The following is a 22420-nucleotide window of genomic DNA, read 5'->3' as shown; positions in this document are numbered from 1 at the left end:
CTTACAAAACCTGCTTAATTGGTAGGCTAATGGTAAACACTGCACCACCTTCTTGATGATTACTCACTTTGAGCTGCCCTTGCATTGACTCAATAATACGGTGTGATATTGATAAACCAAGCCCTAAACCAAAGTTCTCTTTGGTGGTAAAAAATGCTTCAAAGATTCGATCGATATTATCAGCTAAAATGCCAGGACCATTATCTCTAATTTCAATAAAAACTAATGCGTTATTCTCATAGGTGGAAATGGTTACTTGCTTGTCTTCTTGCTCACTAAGTGCTTGAATGGCATTACTTAATAGGTTAACCAACACTTGCTCAAAACGCACGGCATCACCAAATATATGCAACTCTTCTGAGCAAGGCGCTAGGGTAAGCTTTACCGAAGCAGTTTTTGCTTGATGCTTAACAATACTTAGTGCAGCCATAATGCTAGCGTGCACATTCACTAAACTAGCAACCCCGGTACTTTTTTTAGAAAAACTGTTAAATTGACTGACAATATCACTTAAGCGATCAACTAAGCCAACAATAAGGGTTAAGTTCTTCTTTACTTTATCTGTCATATTGCGCTCTTGATAAGCAAGAGCATTTTCAGAATAGCTACGTAGCGCCGTTAACGGCTGATTAATTTCATGGTTAATACCAGCAGACATACTACCAATCACAGCCAGTTTTTCAGACTGAATTAACTCTTCTTGCATTTTTTCAACTTGCGTTTGCGCTTGCTTACGCTGGGCTATTTCTTCAAGCAACTTAACATTACTTGCACTTAAGTCCGCGGTACGCTCTTTTACTTTTTGCTCGAGCAGCTGTTGAGATTGCTTCAACCTTCTTGCATTCTTTAGCCTTTCGTTGGCAAATAACAGTAAAAACACCACCAATAAATAACCGCAAGCACTCAATATAATCAGCAAGGCTCGTTGCTTTTTAATCGGGGCTAAAGAGCTCCACAAATGCACTTGCCAATTCGCGGCTTTCATCAATGTTTGCATAGCAAAAACCTGCTCTTGCTTATGTTTTGACGATATTTGCAATAATTTACTGTCCAGCCCTTTAGGCAAATAGTGGTTAGAGATATCGGAGACATTAAGGGCTGTGATACTCTTGTCTGTGTATCGCTTAGCGGCAATGATTTTTGCCCGTTTACTCGCTGATAACTCACCAATCGTTTTTAAGCGCCACTCCTCTCTATCTGAAATAAAAACCACATCATCGGGGGCAACAATTAAGAAATTAAAACTATCGGTTAATAGTGTTTTTTTATACTGCTGTTCAATTTGCGCAATACTAATTTTTAACGCTATCACGCCAACAATGTCACCTTGTGCAATAACTGGGTAAGCATAATAAAACCCTCGCTTGGCGCTACTTAAACCCACCGCATAATAGCGAGATAACCCTCCTTGCATTGCCTGCTGAAAGTAAGGTCTAAAGGTAAAGTCCATACCAATAAACGAGGTATCCAGTTGATAATTACTCGCTGAAACCGTAATGCCCGCGCTATTAATAAGGTAAATATCAGATGCTTGTGTCATAGTGCGAATTTCAGCTAAGAGCTGATTTAACCTGATAACATTACTTTGATCATCAGGTGAAGTTAGCACTTGCGCTAATAACGGGTGTTTCGATAACACCTCAGGAATTTTTTCAAAGCGACCCAGTATATTCTCTATATAGCTAACTAAACTGGCAAGCTGTTGGCTTGATTGCTGGTGCATTTGCTGATACGCATGACGTAAACCAATCACCTGAGTGAGTTCAATGGCTAGCAATAAGCCAATCACCACCAAAGTGGATAAAATGTAATTTTTATTCGTCGATTTACTGTTAAAAGCCAAAAAAATTTACCTAATCCTGATAAAACAAACCCTGCAATAGCAGGGTTAAGCTGTGATACCAATTGAATTCACTATTTGCTTATTCAACGATAATTATTTTATATTATTCACTATAAAACATTACTGACTTAAACATTGTGCTAATACTTTGTTTCATATCAAATACTAGACTAATTCACACCGAGTGTTGCTCTTTGTCAGCTGTTTTTATTGCAGATTAGCAAGTCTTAGCATCAATTTAAAAATCAAACCTTGCCCCTAATTGCAGCTCTGACATATTTTCCCCCGTTGAAGGTAAACGTGTCGTATCATTATCTAGCTGTTCAAAGGATGCCCAAAGTCGGAATTTCTTTGAAAAGTAGCGGATATACTCCACTTTGATTGAGCTGACATCCCCTTTTACTTCACAAGCATTCACGGCATAACGTGCATGTACCTGGTTATCTCCCTGGCGCCACTTACCATATAGCCCTGCTGTTGAGCGTTCTTCATCGGTACATGAGGTAACACCACCCACTTTCCCTGACTCTTTGGCTGATACTAAGCGGACATTGCCAGATGAATTGCCTTTATAAATATCAAAATCGTCCTCCGCTAAATGATAAAAAGCAGACACAGTCAATGAGTCTGAAATATCGTACCAAGCTCTTACACCATATAAATTACCTGTATTCTCTCCTTGCTGATCTGCTGCTAATGCTGCTTGAAGTTTTAAACCATGAGCTTGGTATTGTGCTGCTAACTGGTATTGATCAATCGAGTCACCATCTTGCTGCTCAGTTTGAATAGCAGCGCCAAACTTCCAATTATGGTAAGTTTTTTGCCATTGCAGCATATCATCATCACGAATTGCCCCTTGGCGCAATGAATCTAAGGCATCAGAAAAATAGGCACTTCGCACATATTGATGCCATATAATGGTTTGCGAGCCGTAAGTCACTGTACCAAAATCACCTTTTAAACCAACATATATCTGGCGCATACCGGCCTTTTGATTTTGATTAAAATTTACCCCATCATCACCACGTAAGCCGTATTCCACTTTACCTATACCAGTAATATTCTCAGCAAGTTGAATACTTGCTTTTACGCCGACACGGCTTAAGTAGTCTCGCCCGTTAACCGCATCATCTGCTGTGCCGCTATCAACGTAGTCAGCCCCTAAACGTAATGAGCCATAGAAGGAACTTTCCGCCTGTGTTGCCTTGGCACTAGCACTCGCTAGTATGAGTGTCGTTAACAATAGTGTTTTACTTGTTTGGACAGTGTGAACATGCTTCATCGTTTTCCCCTTTATATTAAGAAGTTTTTATATTTTTTATGTAAGCCACAGCACGCTAATGCTTAGCTTTATCTCTGTTATCGCAATGTTTAGGCCAATTTCCCCAAACAGAAATAAAACACAATAAATGCTTTACAAACATAAGGTTAAATAAAAACCACCTCACTACTAAAATTACCATTCGGGGGAAATTTCACCCGAAAGCGCATAAGTTGTGTATAGAAATCCCCCCATAATGAACAATACCAAGCAACAGCGCCCTGCCTCACTCTGTGTAAATTTCCTAAGGTTATAGCGATATAAACTAAGCCAAAGCGACATTACTCAGATGCGTTCAAAACACTTGGTCATAACAATTAATACAAATGCTATTACAGGTGGTTTCCCACACATCTGATTTTTTTTATGGGTGGTTTCCAATACTAAAACAGGCAAAACAATACACAACAAAACAATAATTACCCTACAAAACAATAAGATAAAAACATGGCAATGACTTTGCTATTGAGACCTTAAAACGATTATAAAAAATAATATGAGAGGAAAGTTATGAATAACACCCAAGAGAAAGCAACCCCGTTGCCTATGTTAATACTCGGTCCAGCCTTAATGCTTATGACCTTATTAACGCCACCTTTTTTTGAAGGTATGTCTGTAACAGCATGGCATACTTTAGGTTTAGCACTATGGATGGCTACTTGGTGGATCTCTGAAGCCACCCCGGTATCTGTGACAGCCTTTTTACCATTAATTGTTGCGCCAATTGTCGGTATTGCCCCCATCAAGGTGACAACCTCATCTTATGCACACCCGCTAATATTCCTATTTCTAGGCGGTTTCTTTATCTCGATTGCCATGGAAAGATGGAATCTGCATAAACGTATAGCTTTAAAAGCCATGTCATTAGTGAGCACCAAGCCAAGCCATCAAATTGGTGGCCTGATGTTAGTCACGGCATTTTTATCTATGTGGATGTCTAATACGGCAACAGCCGTGATGATGCTACCCATTGCCTTATCCATTATTGAAATGGTCAAACAAAAGCAACATGGCGATAATCACGAAAGCTTTTCAAAAGCTATGCTACTTGCCATTGCATTTTCTGCCAGCATAGGTGGCTTAGCAACCTTGATAGGTACACCACCTAACGCCCTGATGGCGGCTTACTTAGCAGACAGTTATGATATTGAAATTGGCTTTGCCCAATGGATGATTGTCGGCGTGCCATTAACCACAGTATTATTAATACTTTGCTGGTTTATCTTAACTAAGGTCTGCTATCAAGTGAATACAGGTGAACAGGTCGACACCCACACTATGTTCAACAATAAATTGCAAGAGTTAGGACAAATGAGTAAAGGGGAAAAATTAGTGTTATTTTTCTTTGCCTTTGCCGCACTTGGTTGGATATTTAGACCCCTGATTGCCAAAGCAACTGGGCTAGCGATTTCTGATACCGGCATTGCTATGCTAGTGGCGCTATTATTATTTGTTGTGCCAGTTGATAGTAAAAAAGATATTCGTATTTTAGCCTGGGACGATACCAAAAGATTACCTTGGGGAGTGTTACTCTTATTTGGTGGTGGTTTAGCCTTAGCAAGCTTAATTAAAAAATCAGGCCTTGCCGCTTATATCGCTACACAACTAGAAGCAACGTCAACCTTCCCGGTAATTGCTGCAATACTGGTAGTTACCATAACAATATTATTCTTAACAGAAGTCACCAGCAATACCGCAACCGCTGCCAGCTTTTTACCTTTACTTGGCCCAATCGCAGTAACTTTAACCGACGGTCCTATGATGCTAGTCATTCCCGCCGCATTAGCAGCAAGTTGCGCCTTTATGATGCCAGTTGCCACACCACCTAATGCCATCGTATTTAGCTCTGGAGAATTACGGATCAAAGATATGGCTAGGGCTGGCTTATGGCTTAACATCGCCGCAATTGCCATTATTGCTTTATTGATGTTAACAACTGTGCCTATGGTTTTTAACCTGTAACTGTAGCCTACGTAGTAAATCACTTCAGACTAATGCCCTAAGCATAGCCATTATCTATGCTTAAGGCATATCTTTTACCAGCATTTGGGTCGGTATTTTTCTTATATTTATCTATCTTTTTATAGTATCTGCGCTAGTTGTTGTTGCTTCTTTAGACTAGCTTGAACAAGCACTGAGTATGACTATCGCTGTAAGAAAATAAAAGCTGATACTCTATTCATATTAGCGCTCGATACTCTTTAACCAAGGCAATTCATGTTGCTCATAAGCACATCCATTAATGCTGAACTACAATAATTAAACATAGCCCCTAAAACTTTTCTCCTTTAAGGTTGGTAGGTGATTTATGGCCATTGCCTTTCAAGATAAACTCAGTACCCGATTATTTACTCCCTTGATCATTATCTTTGTCTTGATCTTCATTGTACTAAGCTATTATGTGCCTAATCTTACCAAAAATAATGCCATTGAATCGGCAATACGTTCTGCCGAATTAACAGTAAAACAATATAAAACAATTAGAGGATACTACACGCAAAACATTATAAAAAAGGTCATTCCTATAAGCGGTCTTAGCCCTGACTATCAACACAAAGGTCAACAAGATAAAATACCACTGCCAGCGACCTTTATTCACGAACTTAGCGAAGAATTTAATAAGAAAGGCATCATCAACTTAAAGCTCTATAGTCCCTTTCCTTTTCCAAATAGAACAAACAGACAACTTGATGACTTTGCTCAACAAGCATGGCAAGCACTAAAACTAACCCCGAATGACACTTTTGCTGTAACACAAACAATTGATGGCAAACAAATTGTCAGGGTGGCTGTTGCTGATACCATGAGTCAGCAAGGGTGTGTTAATTGTCATAACTCCCATCCTGATACCCCTAAAAATAACTGGCAGCTAAACGATGTGCGAGGTGTTTTAGAAGTTCAAGTCCCAATCGAAGAGCAACTTGCTGACGCAAGAACACTTAATATATCTATCGCCATGTTAATGATATTAGCATTGCTAGCGACGATTGGTTTACTGTTTTTCATGTTTCGAAAGTTGATTTCAAATCGTTTAAGAACAGTGAGTACCGCACTAGAAGTCATAGCCGATGGTGAGGGCGATTTAAGCAAGCGCCTTGACGAGAGTCCAAAAGACGAAATAGGCAATATTGCTATTGCCTTTAATCGTTTTATCAATCAATTAAGTAAAACCTTAACGGGAATTAACAAACAAGTTGTACAACTCCAACAAACAACGCAAACCATGGAGTCAATCTCACATGACACCCAGTCCGGTGCACTAAATCAGCAAGACTTAGCTGACCAAGTCGCTAATGCTATGACAGATATGAAAGCATCGACACAAGAAATGGCAGAAATAGCTGCTAGTACTTCGGAAAACTCACAAACCGCTCAGCAAGAATCCCAACAAAGTCAAAAAGTCATTGAACAAAGTATCAATTCTGTCAATGAGCTAACTAGCATGATGAATGACGCTTCAAATGTCGTAAATCAACTTGAAGCAGATAGCCAAAATATCGGTAGTGTTTTGGAGGTTATTCGAGGTATCGCAGAGCAAACCAACTTACTCGCACTTAATGCAGCAATTGAAGCAGCGCGAGCCGGAGAGCAAGGTCGAGGCTTTGCCGTTGTTGCTGATGAAGTAAGAACATTGGCCAGTAGAACTCAACAATCTACCGAAGAAATTGATGCCATGATCACACAACTACAAAGTGGTGCAAAGTCGGCAGTTAATTCAATTAACCAAGGTAATGAAAGCATAAAACAAAGTAACCAAAAAGCGCTGGAAACCAATGAAGCTATTTCCGAAATGAGTAACCTTATCAATAATATTCAAGCACAAAATATACAACTAGCGACTGCCGCCGAACAACAGGCCGCAGTTAGCAACGATATTAATCAAAGTATTGCGACGATCAAGGATGTTTCCTCCACGGCAAGCAGTAGTAGCAAGCAGCTATTAGCGACAGCAGAGGAAATTAATAAAGCAGTCAACGCAATTAATAGACAGCTACAAAAGTTCTCTCAAGAATAACTCGTGTACAGTTAACTACTATTTTTTAAAGCGAGCAATCAAACTTGATGTGTCCCAGCGGTTGCCCCCTTGCGCTTGAACTTCTTGATAAAAACCATCAACCATTTTAGTCATTGGTAGCTCGACCCCTCTTTTATCCGCTTCTGCAAAGGCTATGGCTAAATCTTTGCGCATCCAATCAACTGCAAAGCCAAAATCAAATTCTCCCGCAAACATAGTTTTATAGCGATTTTCCATTTGCCATGAGCCTGCCGCACCTTTTGATATAGTTGCAACTAAAGCATCGGCATCTAAACCAACCTGTTTCGCTAAACTAAATCCTTCAGCAAGTCCCTGAACTACGCCAGCGATACATATTTGATTAACCATTTTCGCCAACTGCCCGCTTCCGGCTTTACCCATTAGCTGGCTAAATTTTGCATAAGCTGCCATTACTGGCTCTACCTTAGCAAAAACTGCACTATCACCACCAACCATCACAGTTAAAGCACCGTTTTCAGCGCCCGCTTGACCACCCGATACCGGAGCATCTAAAAATGCTTGACCATTTTCATGGCAAAGCGCCTCTAACTCAATCGCTAAATCTGCTGACGCTGTCGTATGATCAACTAAGACACTTCCTTTAGGTAGGCCAGCTAAGATACCTTGCTCACCTAAAACTACCTGCCTAACATCATCATCGTTGCCTACACAGCAAAAAACTATATCGCAGCCCTGTGCCGCTAATGCAGGTGTTGCAGCCATTTTCCCCTGATATTGCGCTTGCCACGCCTTAGCTTTTTCTTGATTTCTATTGTAAACACAAACTTGATGACCTGCTTTTTGTAAGTGACCTGCCATCGGGTATCCCATAACACCTAAACCGATAAATGCTAACTTCATATGATTTTCCAAACTTAACTAAATAAAGAACTAAATAAAACTTAACTAAATTAAAATAGTGTACTTAACTTTACTGTGCTTGTCTTAACACTTTGCAATTTTACTGGGCACAATTTAAAGTGAACAAAATTAACTTAACTATAACGAAAAGATAATGACATCAATTTACCAATTTAGTGTTAATGATTATAAAGGTGTAGAACAACCGCTATCTCAATACCAAGGTAAAACCTTGCTTATTGTCAATACTGCGAGCAAGTGCGGCTTTACCCCTCAATATGAAGGACTAGAAAAGCTTCAACAAAAATTTCATAACCAAGGATTTGACGTTTTAGCCTTTCCATGCAATCAGTTCAAACAACAAGAAAGCGGCAGCAATGATGAAATCAAAGCCTTTTGTGACTTGCACTTTAACATCAGTTTCCCGCTATTTGCTAAGATTGATGTCAATGGTGAAAACGAAGCTGCACTTTATACTTATTTAAAAGAACAAGCACCAGGCTTATTAGGGACAAAATCTATCAAATGGAATTTCACTAAGTTTCTAGTGAACAAACAAGGTCAAGTGATTCAACGCTATGCGCCTCTAACCAAGCCAGAAGCACTTGAAGCAGATATAAAAGCAATACTCTAACTTACAGCAAAAATAGCAGAAAAATTAGCTAGATTTTTTACCGCCAGCAAGCCGTAAAAGTATAAAAAATACTTATGAGCAACTAACGTTTTAGCTGCTCATAAGTTATTATCAAACTAAGCAAATAATGTGTCATGCAAAGTTTCAACAACATGATTGGCTTCTTGCTCTTGCACCAAAAAGCATAAATTATTGGCACTCGCACCATGACAAATTAGGCGAATATTCGTGTCATTGATTTTTTCAAAAATACTCTGCCCTATGCCTCTTGCACTATCTAAACCATTACCAATAACAGCAACCAATGATAAGCCATGTTCAACAGAAACTTCACAAAGCTGCTCTAACTCTTCAACAACCGTTGAAGTTAACAGCGCTTGCGTTGTACCACTTGGGTTATCAAAAGTTAATGCAACACTGATCTCACTGGTGGTGATCAAATCAACACTTAATTCATGTTTCGCTAAAATAGCAAATACCTGAGCCAGGAAACCACTAGCATGTAACATTGCCGGGCTTTTCACTGTCACTAAGGTTTGCTCTCGTCGCAGTGCGATTGAACGAAATGTCGGTGATGATTCAACTTGTTGTTTAATACGGGTACCGCCCTTTTCAGGCTCTTTACTGGAACCAACAAAGACAGGAATATTGTGACGCATAGCAGGTATTAAGGTTGCAGGATGGAGAATTTTAGCGCCAAATGTTGCCATTTCCGCCGCTTCACCAAAGCTAATTTCTTTAATTGCTTTCGCCTGCGAAGTAATGCGAGGATCTGTGGTAAAAATACCAGTAACGTCTGTCCAAATCGCTAAATCATCACTGTCTAACGCTTCAGCTAATAACGCAGCACTATAATCAGAGCCACCACGACCTAAGGTTGTTGGGTTGCCAAGACCATCTTGACCAATAAAGCCTTGAGTTACAATGACACTGTCTACTAACTTTGGTGCTAAAAGTTGCTGACAAGCTGACTTTAATTGTTGCTCATCAACAACGGCTTTACCGTATAAGCTATTGGTTTTCATTACCTGTTGAACGTTAAAGTATTCACCAGCAACATCTATTGAGCGTAGTACTTGCGCAAAAATACGCGAACTAAACTGCTCACCAAAAGATAAAATGGCATCAGCAGTTTTAGCGCTGAATTGCTGTGATTGATTTAACGCTTGTTGCGACAACTCATCCAACAACTGATTTATTTCACTATTAAGTTGCTCTTCAACTGTCGCTTCAAGATGTTGGGTAATATTAAATTGAATGGCGCCTATGTTAGCAATAATTTCTTCTTGCTCAGCGAGAGCAACATTTTCCTGACTAAGACGAACTAAATAGTTTGTTACACCAGCACTGGCCGAAACAACGACAACACGATTACTTGTACTACTTTTAATGATATTTGCACATCGCAGCATGGCGTCAAAATCAGCAACACTGGTTCCGCCAAACTTGGCTACCGTTAATGAAAACGATGAAGATTGATTTGAATTCAAAAGAAATTTCTCCCAATTAACATATACCTAGGATTTACCTAAATATTGGAAGAGCATGACTGAGCAGTTATTTATACCAATTCAATGACATAATTAGAAAGTTAACTTTTTCAGCCAGAAGCTCTCCACCTTTTGTTGTAAATAACAATTACTACAGGTGACAGCCCTAAGGATTCAACCTTAGTGACCGAATATTGCACGCCACACATGCAACATCCTCGGCGATAGTCTCCCTCAATAACGTTTATGGAATGTGGTTCCGTATACTCTGGGTATAACGTTATCTACCTAGCTACCGCACCTCTTCTGGTGCCAATCGATAAATATTCGAAGTATCTATCAAAAGCGCGTCTATTTAACCTTATATCCATCAAAATAGCAATAGCCTTTTAGACGTCCAAAAAATAAAAGTTTACAATAAGGACAACATAATTCTTAAATCAGGAATTTGGGAAAAAATAAATTAAACAAAACCAGCTTCTAGTAACCAATTAATTTGTACTATTAGCTATCAATTAGTTAAGTTAACGCCAGAAAAATTGTGACTAATTTAGCTAAAAATATAACTTTTTTCTTAAATCTCCGCCATTATCTGTTTCATTGTCTACTATTGAACTTAGCAATTAGTTAATCTGTTAATTTGTTACTCAATCGTTATCTGATGTAACTTTTAAAACACTTATGATATAAAATATATTGCAAGGTTATAAATGAATTTCATGAGATGGAGCTCAGTATTTGGAGGTTTCACTTATGAATAGACGGGTATTAACACTACTTAGCCTAATTACTATCGTCGCACAATATCTACTACCAACAGCCCACGCTGCTGATCTTTGTGGCGAAAAAACGCTCGATAGACAAACACTAGTCGAAGCAAATACAAGCTATTGTTTAACAGATTATGGTCATTACCTTTGGATAAACATTCCATACAATAATAGCCAAGTCACTATAACTACCAGTGGTGGCAACTATACCCCTTTCCTTGATGCTTCCATAACGTTATATTCTGGGCAATCATGGAACTTGGATGAAGTTGAAAGCAGTGTAAATACACCTGATAGTAATAATGAAAGCCTTAGTTTTATTTCTCCAGCAGGCACAAGATACTTTCATCTAGGTGGTGATGTCAGTGAAATGACATTACATGTTTCTGTTGCAGGGGGGGATATCCCACCACCTTTAGGCGACTTTGTAGTATTTGATACTGACATTACCGTAGATATACCTGAGCCAATACTTAGTAATGAAAATGAATTTTCAGCTATTGTTCAAACGATAATCGCTGCAAGCACCAGTGAATATGCCAATATAGCCCAGCAAAATCCAGGTTCAATAGCCGATGTGGCGGCTGCAATTCACTTTCTAGCAAATCAAGATGATATAACGCATCCAAGCCTTGCAGCACTAATACCTTACATTGAAAATTATGCTCGCTACGGCGAAAGTATATCTGATGAAGAAGCACTTGATGTTAACCATGCTTTACTTGCAGTAGCAGATATGAATGATTTTATCAGCGCAAGTGCTGAAGCAAGTATCATACATGACTTATACTCTAGCAACCTGTTTGTTTTTCAATACGGCAACCATACAAACTACTTTAAACAACACCTACCGCATCTGTTAGCCATAATTCAATATTTTTCATTACAACAAAGCCCTTACGCTTTACCAGGTGCTACCGATACGCTCATGGCAGTTTTTGTCGATTTACATTATGCCATTACATTAGGTTCTTCCGGTGTTAACAATGCAATCAATGAGCAAATGCTATCAGTTTTATCGGTTCTGAGATCATTCACTTTACTTGGAGAAACCTCACTTGATAGACGCTGGAGCACTGAGTATGACTTAACATGGTTCACTTATTACAGTTACTATGCCTTAGGGCTAGTACATACTTTAGCTAATGATGACGCTAAAGCGAGAATAGATGGGATTTTTAAAGAAATTCATGGCGCAATCCCACCCGAGGTATCGATTGATTACCTTGAGCGAATGATCACTAAACACTTTATCGAAAGAGCTAATCGCGTTTGTGATGAAAACGATCCGTTAACTGGCTATTGCTGGCAACCACCTAAAGAAGAAGATATTTTAACAGTTAGTCACCAATGTAATGCCAATATCACCATTAGAGCACAATCCTCTATTACAACAGAAACATTAACAAAATCATGCCAAACACTTGAACAAGCAAAAGCGCGCTTTCATCAAGTGTTCCCTATAATCACCGGGCCACTTTCTGGCGATTTTAATGAGCATCTTGAAGTTGTCGTTTTTGCAAGCCCCAGTGACTACGAACAATACGCGGGTGAGTTTTTTAATATTGATACAAATAATGGTGGCATCTACTTAGAAGGAAACCCTGCTGATAATAACAATCAGGCTCGATTTATTGCAATGCAATGCCCTAAAGCTTGGGTTGGCGTTTCCTGTGAAGCCGAAAATGATATTTATAATTTAACACATGAATATTTTCATTACTTAGATGGACGCTATATAAAATCTAACGGTTTTGGCTTTTATAATTACAATGTAGCCTGGGCTGAAGGTTTAGCGGAATATTTAGCCTTTGGTGACCAGCACCCAAGAACGCTCAATGCAATAAAAGATCAACATGTGCCACCATTATATAATGTTTTATTCATGTCATATGAATATGACTTTTTATACCAATGGAGCTATTTTGCGATCCGTTTTTTACTCGAAAACTATCCAAGTGCAATCCAAAATCTAACTCTAGCACTTCAGTCAGGCGATAAAGCGTTTTATCTTAGTGAATTACGTCAAATTAGTGATATGGCCGAAGCAGGTTTTGAAGCTTTCGTTTTAGCAAACTCACAAGCCTTACCAGCTGTATCTGCACAAATACCTCCACAAAACACCTTAGGCACTTGTGAGCTAGAGCAACAGTATGCAAGAAAATATGATGCTCCTTATGCAGAAACATTTACCATCACTAATAATACAGAGACACCTATTTCATTATTTTGGATAGACAGTACCAAAGGAAAAACCCATCAAAGCAAAAATTATCAAACGCTTTTAAAAGGAGATACTTTTAGTTCCAATGCTTGGCTGCAATCTGATCGAATGATGCTAACAGACCAAAACCGAAACTGTGTTGCTGTTGCAGTACTAACGCATAGCAGCAATGAATTTACTATTGACGCAGAAGATGTAAAAGATATTCATGTAGAAGAGCTACCAGAAGCCAATGAACTAGGTCAATGCGACTTAATGCAAAGCCATATCCCACTAGATTTTGCTCACGAGTTTTCGATTACAAACACAACAAACTATCCTGTGCTTATCTTTAGAGTTGACGATAAAACAGGATTGCCAATTTACTCCAATAAATATGCCACGCTAGCATATGGCGAAAGCTATAGTGCAGATTTTTGGTATGGTAACCGCCGAGTAATGGTGGCTGATGCTAGGCTTAATTGTTTAGCCGTTGGAGTTACCGAGCAAGCGCTTTCAAATTTTACTATTGATGAAAATACCATTGCCCATGCCGCAGCTGCTGAGGAGTTACCTGATGATAATGAAATTGGTAGCTGCGAGCTTGTACAAAAACACTTAATAGCGAATGAAAGTTACCGTTTATCAGTTACCAATAATTCAGATACCGTTATCAATGTGTATAGAATTGACAATAATACCGGCGAAATACTAACAAACAACTTATACGCCAGTTTAGCCAAAGGTGACAGCTATCAAGCAGATTTTTGGTATGGTAAACGTAGAATAGCTTTAACCGATGAAAATCAACAATGTCTTGGTGTAGCGATACTATCACAGCAAAATGTCACTAATGAGTTTATTATCGAGCCTACCAGCTTTGACTCTGATGGTGATGGTGTTAACGATTTAGACGATGTATTTCCACTAGATCCTACAGAAACAGCCGATAGCGACAACGATGGCGTAGGTGACAACAGTGATGCCTTCCCTTTTGACCCGTTAGAAACTAAAGATAGTGATAACGATGGCGTAGGTGACAACAGTGATGCCTTCCCTTTTGATCCATTTGAAACTAAAGATAGCGACAATGATGGTGTTGGTGATAATAGCGATGCCTTCCCGCTTGACCCATTTGAAACTAAAGATAGCGACAATGATGGTGTTGGTGATAATAGCGATGCCTTCCCTTTTGACCCGTTAGAAACTAAAGATAGTGATAACGATGGCGTAGGTGATAATAGTGATGCTTTTCCACATGATCCACTAGAAACAAAAGATAGTGACAATGACGGTGTTGGTAATAATAGTGATGCTTTTCCACATGATCCACTAGAAACTAAAGATAGCGACAACGATGGTGTTGGCGATAATAGCGATGCTTTTCCAAATAACCCGCTAGAAAGTGTGGACACAGATGGAGATGGCATAGGCGACAATGGTGACTACTACCCTTATGATCCAAGCCGTCATAGTGATACTAGTAATTATAAAACTAAAGCAAGTAGCAGTGGCTTTATTTTACTTCTTTTATTATTAATCGCATTAAGGTTTAGTCTAAATAAACGACAAGAGCACACCTAAAACAAGTAACAGGTTAAGTTAACATTGAGGTGCTAACTTAACCAATGCACACTATTATTACTTACACTGTTTTTTAAGCTGCTTAGATAATTCTTTTATTTTGCTCGCGCGTTCTTCATCGCTTATATACTGTCTTTCACCTTCGGCTGTCATGGTATAAATGCGACCTGAACGCTGATAAGTATACAGGTTACGCTGATAACCATCACAACGTTGCTTTTTTTCCTGTTCCGCTGTTTTCTTCTCTAGTCGAGCTTGTTTATCTTTTTGCTTGTTCTCATTGTATTCCTGCTGCCACTTATTCGCACCAGTTGAATTAAATGTACTATTGTTTGAAGTTACCGTGACTTGCTTTGCTTGTTCACTTGTCTTAGGTTGGTCTCCGTAATGAACATTGCCATCTTTATCAACCCATTTATACACTGTTGCTTGTATAGGCAACGAAAATAATAAAACTAAATACAGTGCCCTCATCTCAAATCCCTTTCATTAAAATCATATTGGTTAAGACTATCGGCTAGCTTAACATCTGTAAAGTTTATTTCGTTTTCAACGCAAAAGCACTTTTCCTGCTGATCAGCAAACAAATAATAATTAACTGATATCTCAAATAATAATTGCTATAGTAACGACAGCTTTAATTAATTTTAAAAAATATCAAATATGGATTTGTTTTTACTTAAGAAAGTTATCACAGTAATTATTATGCCTATTAATATAGTCATTTTATTATTGGTAGCAGCGCTAATTTTTAAAGGTAAAAATAACAAAGCAAGTTTTCGCTGCTTACTGTTTGCCATTATCATTTTACTACTTGGCTCATTGGCTCCTATTTCCGATAGGTTTATGTATGTACTTGAAAGCCAACACCCCGTTTATGAAAAATCAAACAAAAAAATTGATTACATTATCGTACTGGGCTGTCGACATACCTCCACGCAAAATCTACCGGCAACAAATGAACTCGCCTCCTGTTCATTACAACGAATGGTTGAAGCCTTAAGAATATATAACTTGCACCCAGAGGCACGTATAATTACCTCAGGTTATTCTGCTGCCGATACAGTCAGTAATGCAGAAAAGGTCAAGCAAGCTTTAGTTATGCTAGGAGTACCAGAGCACAAAGTTATAAATGAAAACTTTCCCAAAGATACTGAGGAAGAAGCGCAGCTGATTTCACCAAGGGTTCAAGATACTAACGCCATTTTAGTAACCAATGCTGATCATATGCCAAGAGCACTTGGCTACTTTAATGCGCAAGGCGTATATCCAATACCGGCACCAACGGGCCACTGGGTAAAAAATATTGATGGTGAAAAGTCTTGGGCCTATTACATCCCTTCTAGCCGGAAATTGAATCAAACGACCATTGCATGGTATGAAAGTTTAGGTTTGATAGTGCAATGGCTCAAAGACTTATTTAACTAATTGAATTAAATTAAAGTGTGTTGTCCTTTATCGTTATTTTCAACAACAAAGATATTTGTTAGGACAAGAACAACACGTGTTCGCAGTGTGGGTTCTAGTTAACCTCAGGTTTGCATAAGAAATAGTGCTAAACCTAACCAAATCGGCAGGTTATAGCTATTTATAATTTCTAGCCAGATATTTTTGTCTGAATTCAAGGCTTTTTGAATTAGGAATAGCTGGCTATTTCTCTTCAAAATAACGCAGAAGTCAGTAAAAATAACCGCTAGAAACGCATGGTTTATGTAAAGCTGAGGTTAGTTATACTGGGTTATCAATATCAATAAAGCAAACATCAAGTTGCAGTTCTTTTGCTATACGTTCGCCAAGAGCTTTAACACCATATCGTTCTGTGGCATGGTGCCCGGCAGCAAAAAAGTGAATATCCATTTCATGAGCAATATGAGTTGTTTGCTCAGACACTTCACCCGTTAAAAACGCATCTATGCCCTGCTCTGCTGCTAATTCAATATAACTTTGCCCGCCGCCAGAGCACCAAGCAATAGTTTTTATTTTCTTATTACTACTTGCCCCAATATGTAAGCAATCGCGATGTAAGGTTTGGTTAACCTTCTCGGCAAACTCTTCAGCAACCATAGCCTGCTTAAGCTGCCCTTGCATTGCGACACTATAAGGGTTGCCAAGCTCCAATGGTTGTACCTCTTCAATATCAAATAATTGCGCCAATTGAGCATTGTTGCCAAATTCAGGATGAATATCTAAAGGTAAGTGATAAGCAAACAAATTAATGTCATGCATCAACAAAGCTTTAATTCGATTGTATTTCATACCGCGAATAACATAAGACTCGTTTTTCCAAAAGTAACCGTGGTGTACTAGAATGGCATCGGCATTTACTGCGATTGCTTTATCAATCAAGGCTTGCGATGCGGTAACACCGGTAACAATTTTGCGAATGGTTTCTTTACCTTGTACTTGCAGCCCATTAGGAGCAAAGTCTTTAATGTTTTCTGGTTGTAATAATTGCAGTAAATACTGCTCAAATTGTGCTCTTTGCATTGTTATTAAACTCAAAATTTACTGTGATTAACATAATCCCAATTGGATTCACTGCACGCTCATCTAGCAAGCATAGTTATTGCAGTTGCTATAATACGTGATTGAACTAAATTTTTATAGAAAAAGGCTGAGTGATATAAATGGTACTTATAATAGTACAGCTTAATAAAGCCACACTACTTTTTACCTACTCGCATAGTCGTCGCTTTTACCGGGGTAAATTCAGGCCTAATTTGCCACTTAGGTTTTATTGGCGTCAGTGGAAGGACACGCTTTTTAGCAATAATAATATAAATAGAGCCTAAGCTCGTTAAATAGTTTTTAGCAAACAAGCTCCAACGGCGGCTGACTTTATTTTGATAAGCTTTACCATGCAAATTACTATACAAACAGCGTTGATCAGCTAGCACCTCAAAACCCATTAAATTTAGCCAGTCTTTCACTCGCATTGGCGTAAAAAAATGCTCATTCCACGGTGAGCGCTGTCTTCTGTAGGGAATTAATTTGTTTAGACCAACAAAACTAAATGGATTAAAACCGGTAATCACCAAATAGCCATTTGGGATCAAAACACGATTTGCTTCACGTATAACATGATGAGGATCTAACGAAAACTCTAAAGCATGGCTTAATAAACATACATCCACACTATGCTCTAGCAATGGCAGATCATCAATATCGGCAATAATATCGCCATTCTCTTTGGCTGAAGTACAACTAAATTGATGTTTAATCAAGCAAGAGTCACTGTTAATTTCTGCGCTTAAAGCACCAATTTTAATCAAGTGATAACCAAAAAATTTCGGCCACCAAGGCTCTAGCTCTTGCGCAATAGCCTTGGCTATCAGATCACCATTAGGTAAATCCTGCCAAGAGTGAGGATAATGAGGCTGTCGAAAAGCTAAGGCTGGTTTCATCAAAATAACTACTCCACCTTACTATAATAGCTTATGATACTAATATTAGAGCGTCTGCCCGATATAAAGGTAATCATACTAAATATCGGTTTATTTTTATACTTAATTTATTGAAATAACGAATGGTATCAAATGAATACAGCTAAATATCAAATTACCGGTATACCAGCCTTTAATGACAACTATATTTGGGCAATTACCCATAGTGATAACAACCATGTGGCGCTAGTCGATCCGGGTTGTGCCAATTCATGTATTGAATTTATAGAAACCAAGCAATTAGTTTTAACTGATATTTTGATCACCCACCACCATAAAGATCACACAGGCGGCATCGAATCATTAAAAGCCTATAACCAGGCTAAACAACTTGCACTCACCGTATATGGACCCGCTAATGACAATATTCAGGGAATTGATGTTTCGCTAAGTGAAAATGATGTTGTAGAGCTAAAACCGCTAAATATACGTTTTCAGGTAATAGATTTACCCGGACATACCCATGGTCATATAGCCTATGCCAATGAAACCTTAGTTTTTTGTGGTGATACCTTATTCTCTGCCGGTTGTGGTCGATTATTTGAAGGCAGCCCAAGCCAAATGTATCAGTCACTTTCTAAACTTGCCAATCTCCACGAACACACTAAGGTTTATTGTACCCATGAATATACTCTAGCTAATATTGATTTTGCGTTAGCGGTTGAGCCCAACAACCAAGATACATTAGCCTATCAACAACACGTGCTGCAATTAAGGCAACAAAACAAGCCAAGTATTCCAACAACAATAGAACAGGAAAAAAAGATCAATCCTTTTCTACGCTGTCAAAGCCAAGCAGTAAAAAGGAAAATTCATGGCGATTCAACGCACACAACTTATGATGATATCGCCACCTTTACCGCGATGCGTCAATGGAAAGACAAGTTTTAACATAAGAATAAATATGCTAAGGTGCTGTGTCATTATTCATCACAGTGCCTTGCAGTAAGTAAGGAAGCTTAAATTTTCACAATTATTGGTTTTTCATGAAGCACTATTTATTACCCGCACTTGTTCTTCTAACAGGTTGTCAAAGTACATTAAATACCGAAGATAACGACCTAACAGATAATGCTAGCCAACATACTGCCAGCGCCGTAGAAATTAATCACGCCTTATTGGCTGATGAAAGCATTGATGTTTTTCACCCTGTGGCTGATGTTGATTTTTCGTTAGATAAAAAGACCATTCAACAGCATGACGACATCTGGCAGCGTATTCGCGAGCAGCTAACCTTTGATGTCCCCGAAAACAGCCGTGTTGTTGCCCAGCGTAATTGGTATATAAAGCATCCTAATTATTTAAAGCGTGTTGCCAAACGCGCTGAGCCATTTCTTTACTATATTGTCCAAGAATTAGAAAAAAACAATATGCCGCTTGAAATGGCGCTTTTACCCGTTGTAGAAAGCGCTTTTGATCCATTTGCTTACTCTCACGGCAGAGCTTCAGGTATGTGGCAGTTTGTCCCCGGCACCGGTGAACGCTTTGGTATGAAGCAAAATTGGTGGTATGACGGCAGGCGCGATGTTGTCGCTTCAACGCAAGGAGCCATTGCTTATTTAAAATATCTACACAAATATTTTGATGGCGATTGGCTATTAGCGCTAGCGGCGTACAACTCAGGTGAAGGCCGTGTTGGCCGTGCGGTGAAAAAGAATAAACGTAATAATAAATCAACCGACTTTTGGTCATTAAAACTACCAAAAGAAACAAAAGCCTATGTGCCTAAACTGTTAGCATTAGCTGATATTATCAAAAGACCTCAAGATTTTAATTTAAGCTTATATCAAATTGATAATAAACCGGTGATCAGCCAAGTTGATATCAAATCGCAGTTAGATCTTGCCAAAGCAGCCAGTTTAGCTGAATTATCTTTAACGGAGTTACAACGTCTTAACCCAGGCTTTAATCGTTGGGCAACAGATCCAGATGGTCCTCACCACCTATTACTACCTAGTCAAAAAGTTGCGCATTTTCAAGAAGGCTTAGCCAAACTCAGTGATGAAGATCGCCTTGCTTGGCAACGCTACAAAATAAAACGTGGTGATAACTTAGGTGCAATTGCGAAAAAACATCACACCAGTGTCGCTCTCATTCAGCAGATCAATAATATTAAAGGCAGCCAAATACGGGCAGGCAAACACTTATTAATCCCTGTTGCAGCCAAGTCTCTTGATAGCTACATACTTTCACAAGAGCAAAGAATAGCGAAAAAACAGAGCAAAGCGCAACAGGGTCAAAAACTAGTTCATACTGTTGTCTCTGGCGATAATCTGTGGGACTTAGGTCGTCGATACAAGGTCAATAGCAAAAGTATTGCTAAATGGAATGGTTTTGCCCCAAGAGATACATTAAAACTAGGGCAAAAACTCGTTATATGGCAAAAACCAACCGTGCAAACGGCTAATTTAAGCAATCAAGTTAACGCTAATGCCGCAGAGCAAGCAATCATGCGTAATATCACTTATAAAGTACGCCGAGGTGATTCTTTTGCTCGTATCGCCAATAAATTTAATGTACGTATAGCTGATATTGAACGCTGGAATAACTTAAACCGTAATAAATATTTACAGCCAGGGCAAAGGCTCAAGCTATCCGTTGATGTAACCAATAACATCTAGTAAAGCCGAGCTTAGTTAACCTGAGCTCGGTTTAAGAGATAAGTTAACAGTTTGAAATATCAATAATTAGTTTGCACGTGTACTCTCTAGTTTGATAATTTGACTTAATTCAAGGAAAATTTCGCGTCAATAGCTAGCCTATTGCAAGTAAATTTAACGCCGAAGTAAGTTAAATTAGCTGCTAGAGAGCTATTTATTAAGCCGAGCTCAGGTTAATTAAGAGCGCTGTCCGGTAAAATCAACAAAGAGTGTTTGTTCACTCAGGTCAGCCTCTCCTGCTTTTTTCACCTTTAGCGTTAGCCATAAACGCCAAACCATGGTTTCTTCGCTACAATTAGCTAAAAGCCCGTCTGCGCTATATTGCCTCGCTGAACTTTCACTAAAAAATAACGGCACTTTCCCCATAAACATATCGACTCCTTCCATATAAGCCGATATCTGCTCAACTTGAATCAATTCATCCACTTGCTTTACGTTTAGCTGCACAGAAAAGGGCAATTCACCATAAATACCTTGCTTGGCATTCCCCTGTAAAGATGCAGGTAAAGCCTGAGCAAAGGTTATGGCAACATGCCCCATTTCTGTTTTGAATTCACACTGACTTTGACTCTTCAAGCAAACATACTCAAGCGCAAGCTTATTTTGCTCAGGTTTAGATTCAATAGGCTGACAAGCCACAAGTAAGCTACAAGCCATAATAGACAATTTTTTAAACATTCAATGTTTCCAATACCTTAGAAAGGGAGAGCCTTGACAAGGTTGTTATTATCACTTGACTGCCTTAAACTAGCCAGCCTTTCTCGGCAATAAAACAGATATTTAGGCGTTAAATGGCTTCTTTAACACAAGAAAATAGTTCAAATAAAGCTCAAACAAACTATGTTGAATGTGATGACTGCTCTATGCAATCTGTCTGTCAACCTATTGAGCAAGGAAGTCAGTCTTTAGCGTTAGCGAACAGTTATTTAACCCGACGCATTCCTATTAACACTGCAACAAGCCATGCCAACATTAACAACAGCATACTTTTTGAAAAAGGTACGCCTTTAACGGCGATTTATGCTGTTTGTTCAGGGGCTTTTAAGTTATGCGTTACCGACAAGGATGGTAGTGAGAAAATAGTCGGGCTGCGCTATCCAGGCGAGCTACTTGGTGAAGACGCCCTCTATTTAGAGAAGTATAACTATACTGCCGTTGCTATTGGTGAAAGCTCTATTTGCAAGGTTGAAGTAGAACAAATGACCTCATGTGGTAAGTTAGTACCAGAGCTTCAACAAAACCTAATCAAACTATTAAGTAAACAAAGCTTTGTCAGACAAACCAACTTTCAAGCCTTTATCGGTAAAAAATCAGCGGATAGCTTATTAGCAGCCTTTTTGATTAATGTTACCGAGCGCAATGCCGCCTACTCAGGTAATGACAAACAACTTAACCTTCTGATAAGTCGCAATGATGTCGCCAATTTTTTAGGATTAAGACGTGAAACCTTAAGTCGCGTATTCGCCAAATTCCAAAAAGAACAGCTTATTCACATTAACGGCAAAATTATCGAGTTATTAGATAAAGATAAATTAAAAGAATTAGCTAATTTTCATGAAGTGTAGCGTCTTAGCT

At 38.8% G+C, this 22420-nt stretch carries 16 protein-coding genes and 1 riboswitch; of the genes, 8 read left to right on the top strand and 8 right to left on the bottom strand.

Annotated features, from left to right (window positions below):
• Nucleotide 1: 1 nt before the first annotated feature.
• Nucleotides 2-1843, bottom strand: coding sequence for a sensor histidine kinase (locus tag EMK97_RS01420; protein WP_130598747.1), 1842 nt, complete (start codon nt 1841-1843; stop codon nt 2-4).
• 238 nt (nt 1844-2081) lie between these two features.
• A complete protein-coding gene (locus EMK97_RS01415; protein WP_130598745.1) occupies nt 2082-3125 on the bottom strand; it encodes a porin in 1044 nt (347 codons plus the stop codon).
• A 549-nt stretch (nt 3126-3674) separates the two neighbouring features.
• Here EMK97_RS01415 and EMK97_RS01410 point away from each other — a divergent pair.
• Complete coding sequence (locus EMK97_RS01410) at nt 3675-5126, top strand: SLC13 family permease (protein ID WP_130598743.1); 1452 nt, start codon at nt 3675-3677, stop codon at nt 5124-5126.
• Between the two features lie 346 nt (nt 5127-5472).
• A complete protein-coding gene (locus EMK97_RS01405) occupies nt 5473-7179 on the top strand; it encodes a methyl-accepting chemotaxis protein (protein WP_130598741.1) in 1707 nt (568 codons plus the stop codon).
• 18 nt (nt 7180-7197) lie between these two features.
• Here the strand turns inward: EMK97_RS01405 and EMK97_RS01400 are convergent, their stop codons facing one another.
• Nucleotides 7198-8061 carry an NAD(P)-dependent oxidoreductase gene (locus EMK97_RS01400; protein ID WP_130598739.1) on the bottom strand — a complete coding sequence of 288 codons (864 nt, stop codon included), beginning with the start codon at nt 8059-8061 and terminating at the stop codon, nt 7198-7200.
• Between the two features lie 154 nt (nt 8062-8215).
• On the opposite strand from EMK97_RS01400, the gene EMK97_RS01395 reads away from it, so the two are divergent.
• On the top strand, nt 8216-8695 hold the full coding sequence (locus EMK97_RS01395) for a glutathione peroxidase (protein ID WP_130598737.1): 480 nt from the start codon (nt 8216-8218) through the stop codon (nt 8693-8695).
• 116 nt (nt 8696-8811) lie between these two features.
• On the opposite strand, the gene lysC is transcribed toward EMK97_RS01395, so the two are convergent.
• A complete protein-coding gene (lysC, locus tag EMK97_RS01390; RefSeq protein WP_130598735.1) occupies nt 8812-10185 on the bottom strand; it encodes a lysine-sensitive aspartokinase 3 in 1374 nt (457 codons plus the stop codon).
• Nucleotides 10186-10295: 110 nt separating this feature from the next.
• Nucleotides 10296-10499, bottom strand: a riboswitch (Lysine riboswitch).
• Nucleotides 10500-10938: 439 nt separating this feature from the next.
• Between lysC and EMK97_RS01385 the strand changes: the two genes are divergently transcribed.
• Entirely contained in the window at nt 10939-14742 is a 3804-nt protein-coding gene (locus tag EMK97_RS01385) for a collagenase (protein ID WP_130598733.1), read from the top strand.
• 57 nt (nt 14743-14799) lie between these two features.
• Here EMK97_RS01385 and EMK97_RS01380 read toward each other — a convergent pair whose 3' ends face one another.
• Nucleotides 14800-15216, bottom strand: coding sequence for a DUF4124 domain-containing protein (locus tag EMK97_RS01380; RefSeq protein WP_130598731.1), 417 nt, complete (start codon nt 15214-15216; stop codon nt 14800-14802).
• A 231-nt stretch (nt 15217-15447) separates the two neighbouring features.
• Between EMK97_RS01380 and EMK97_RS01375 the strand changes: the two genes are divergently transcribed.
• A complete protein-coding gene (locus EMK97_RS01375; protein ID WP_246028849.1) occupies nt 15448-16170 on the top strand; it encodes an ElyC/SanA/YdcF family protein in 723 nt (240 codons plus the stop codon).
• A gap of 300 nt (nt 16171-16470) precedes the next feature.
• On the opposite strand, the gene EMK97_RS01370 is transcribed toward EMK97_RS01375, so the two are convergent.
• Complete coding sequence (locus EMK97_RS01370; protein WP_130598727.1) at nt 16471-17229, bottom strand: Nif3-like dinuclear metal center hexameric protein; 759 nt, start codon at nt 17227-17229, stop codon at nt 16471-16473.
• Nucleotides 17230-17405: 176 nt separating this feature from the next.
• Nucleotides 17406-18146, bottom strand: a complete 741-nt coding sequence (locus EMK97_RS01365) for a class I SAM-dependent methyltransferase (RefSeq protein ID WP_130604333.1) — start codon at nt 18144-18146, stop codon at nt 17406-17408.
• Between the two features lie 132 nt (nt 18147-18278).
• Here EMK97_RS01365 and gloB point away from each other — a divergent pair, with 132 nt between their 5' ends.
• Nucleotides 18279-19076 carry a hydroxyacylglutathione hydrolase gene (gene gloB, locus EMK97_RS01360; RefSeq protein ID WP_130598725.1) on the top strand — a complete coding sequence of 266 codons (798 nt, stop codon included), beginning with the start codon at nt 18279-18281 and terminating at the stop codon, nt 19074-19076.
• A 95-nt stretch (nt 19077-19171) separates the two neighbouring features.
• Nucleotides 19172-20806: a lytic transglycosylase gene (locus EMK97_RS01355; RefSeq protein WP_130598723.1), complete on the top strand. Its 1635-nt coding sequence runs from the start codon at nt 19172-19174 to the stop codon at nt 20804-20806.
• A 216-nt stretch (nt 20807-21022) separates the two neighbouring features.
• Here EMK97_RS01355 and EMK97_RS01350 read toward each other — a convergent pair whose 3' ends face one another.
• Complete coding sequence (locus EMK97_RS01350; protein ID WP_130598721.1) at nt 21023-21523, bottom strand: hypothetical protein; 501 nt, start codon at nt 21521-21523, stop codon at nt 21023-21025.
• 113 nt (nt 21524-21636) lie between these two features.
• On the opposite strand from EMK97_RS01350, the gene EMK97_RS01345 reads away from it, so the two are divergent.
• A complete protein-coding gene (locus EMK97_RS01345) occupies nt 21637-22410 on the top strand; it encodes a Crp/Fnr family transcriptional regulator (protein ID WP_130598719.1) in 774 nt (257 codons plus the stop codon).
• Nucleotides 22411-22420: the final 10 nt, after the last annotated feature.

This window comes from Litorilituus sediminis, assembly GCF_004295665.1.
In the GTDB taxonomy this organism is placed as follows: domain Bacteria; phylum Pseudomonadota; class Gammaproteobacteria; order Enterobacterales; family Alteromonadaceae; genus Colwellia; species Colwellia sediminis.
Note: the sequence above shows the minus strand (reverse complement) of the source record. Positions and strands in the feature narration are given on the sequence as shown.

Excerpts from the sequence above, each read along its gene's own strand:
- EMK97_RS01415 (WP_130598745.1), bottom strand. The coding sequence starts at position 3,125 with ATGAAGCATGTTCACACTGTCCAAACAAGTAAAACACTATTGTTAACG.
- EMK97_RS01410 (WP_130598743.1), top strand. The coding sequence starts at position 3,675 with ATGAATAACACCCAAGAGAAAGCAACCCCGTTGCCTATGTTAATACTC.
- EMK97_RS01405 (WP_130598741.1), top strand. The coding sequence starts at position 5,473 with ATGGCCATTGCCTTTCAAGATAAACTCAGTACCCGATTATTTACTCCC.
- EMK97_RS01400 (WP_130598739.1), bottom strand. The coding sequence starts at position 8,061 with ATGAAGTTAGCATTTATCGGTTTAGGTGTTATGGGATACCCGATGGCA.
- EMK97_RS01395 (WP_130598737.1), top strand. The coding sequence starts at position 8,216 with ATGACATCAATTTACCAATTTAGTGTTAATGATTATAAAGGTGTAGAA.
- EMK97_RS01385 (WP_130598733.1), top strand. The coding sequence starts at position 10,939 with ATGAATAGACGGGTATTAACACTACTTAGCCTAATTACTATCGTCGCA.
- EMK97_RS01380 (WP_130598731.1), bottom strand. The coding sequence starts at position 15,216 with ATGAGGGCACTGTATTTAGTTTTATTATTTTCGTTGCCTATACAAGCA.
- EMK97_RS01375 (WP_246028849.1), top strand. The coding sequence starts at position 15,448 with ATGCCTATTAATATAGTCATTTTATTATTGGTAGCAGCGCTAATTTTT.
- EMK97_RS01370 (WP_130598727.1), bottom strand. The coding sequence starts at position 17,229 with ATGCAAAGAGCACAATTTGAGCAGTATTTACTGCAATTATTACAACCA.
- EMK97_RS01365 (WP_130604333.1), bottom strand. The coding sequence starts at position 18,146 with ATGAAACCAGCCTTAGCTTTTCGACAGCCTCATTATCCTCACTCTTGG.
- gloB (WP_130598725.1), top strand. The coding sequence starts at position 18,279 with ATGAATACAGCTAAATATCAAATTACCGGTATACCAGCCTTTAATGAC.
- EMK97_RS01355 (WP_130598723.1), top strand. The coding sequence starts at position 19,172 with ATGAAGCACTATTTATTACCCGCACTTGTTCTTCTAACAGGTTGTCAA.
- EMK97_RS01350 (WP_130598721.1), bottom strand. The coding sequence starts at position 21,523 with ATGTTTAAAAAATTGTCTATTATGGCTTGTAGCTTACTTGTGGCTTGT.
- EMK97_RS01345 (WP_130598719.1), top strand. The coding sequence starts at position 21,637 with ATGGCTTCTTTAACACAAGAAAATAGTTCAAATAAAGCTCAAACAAAC.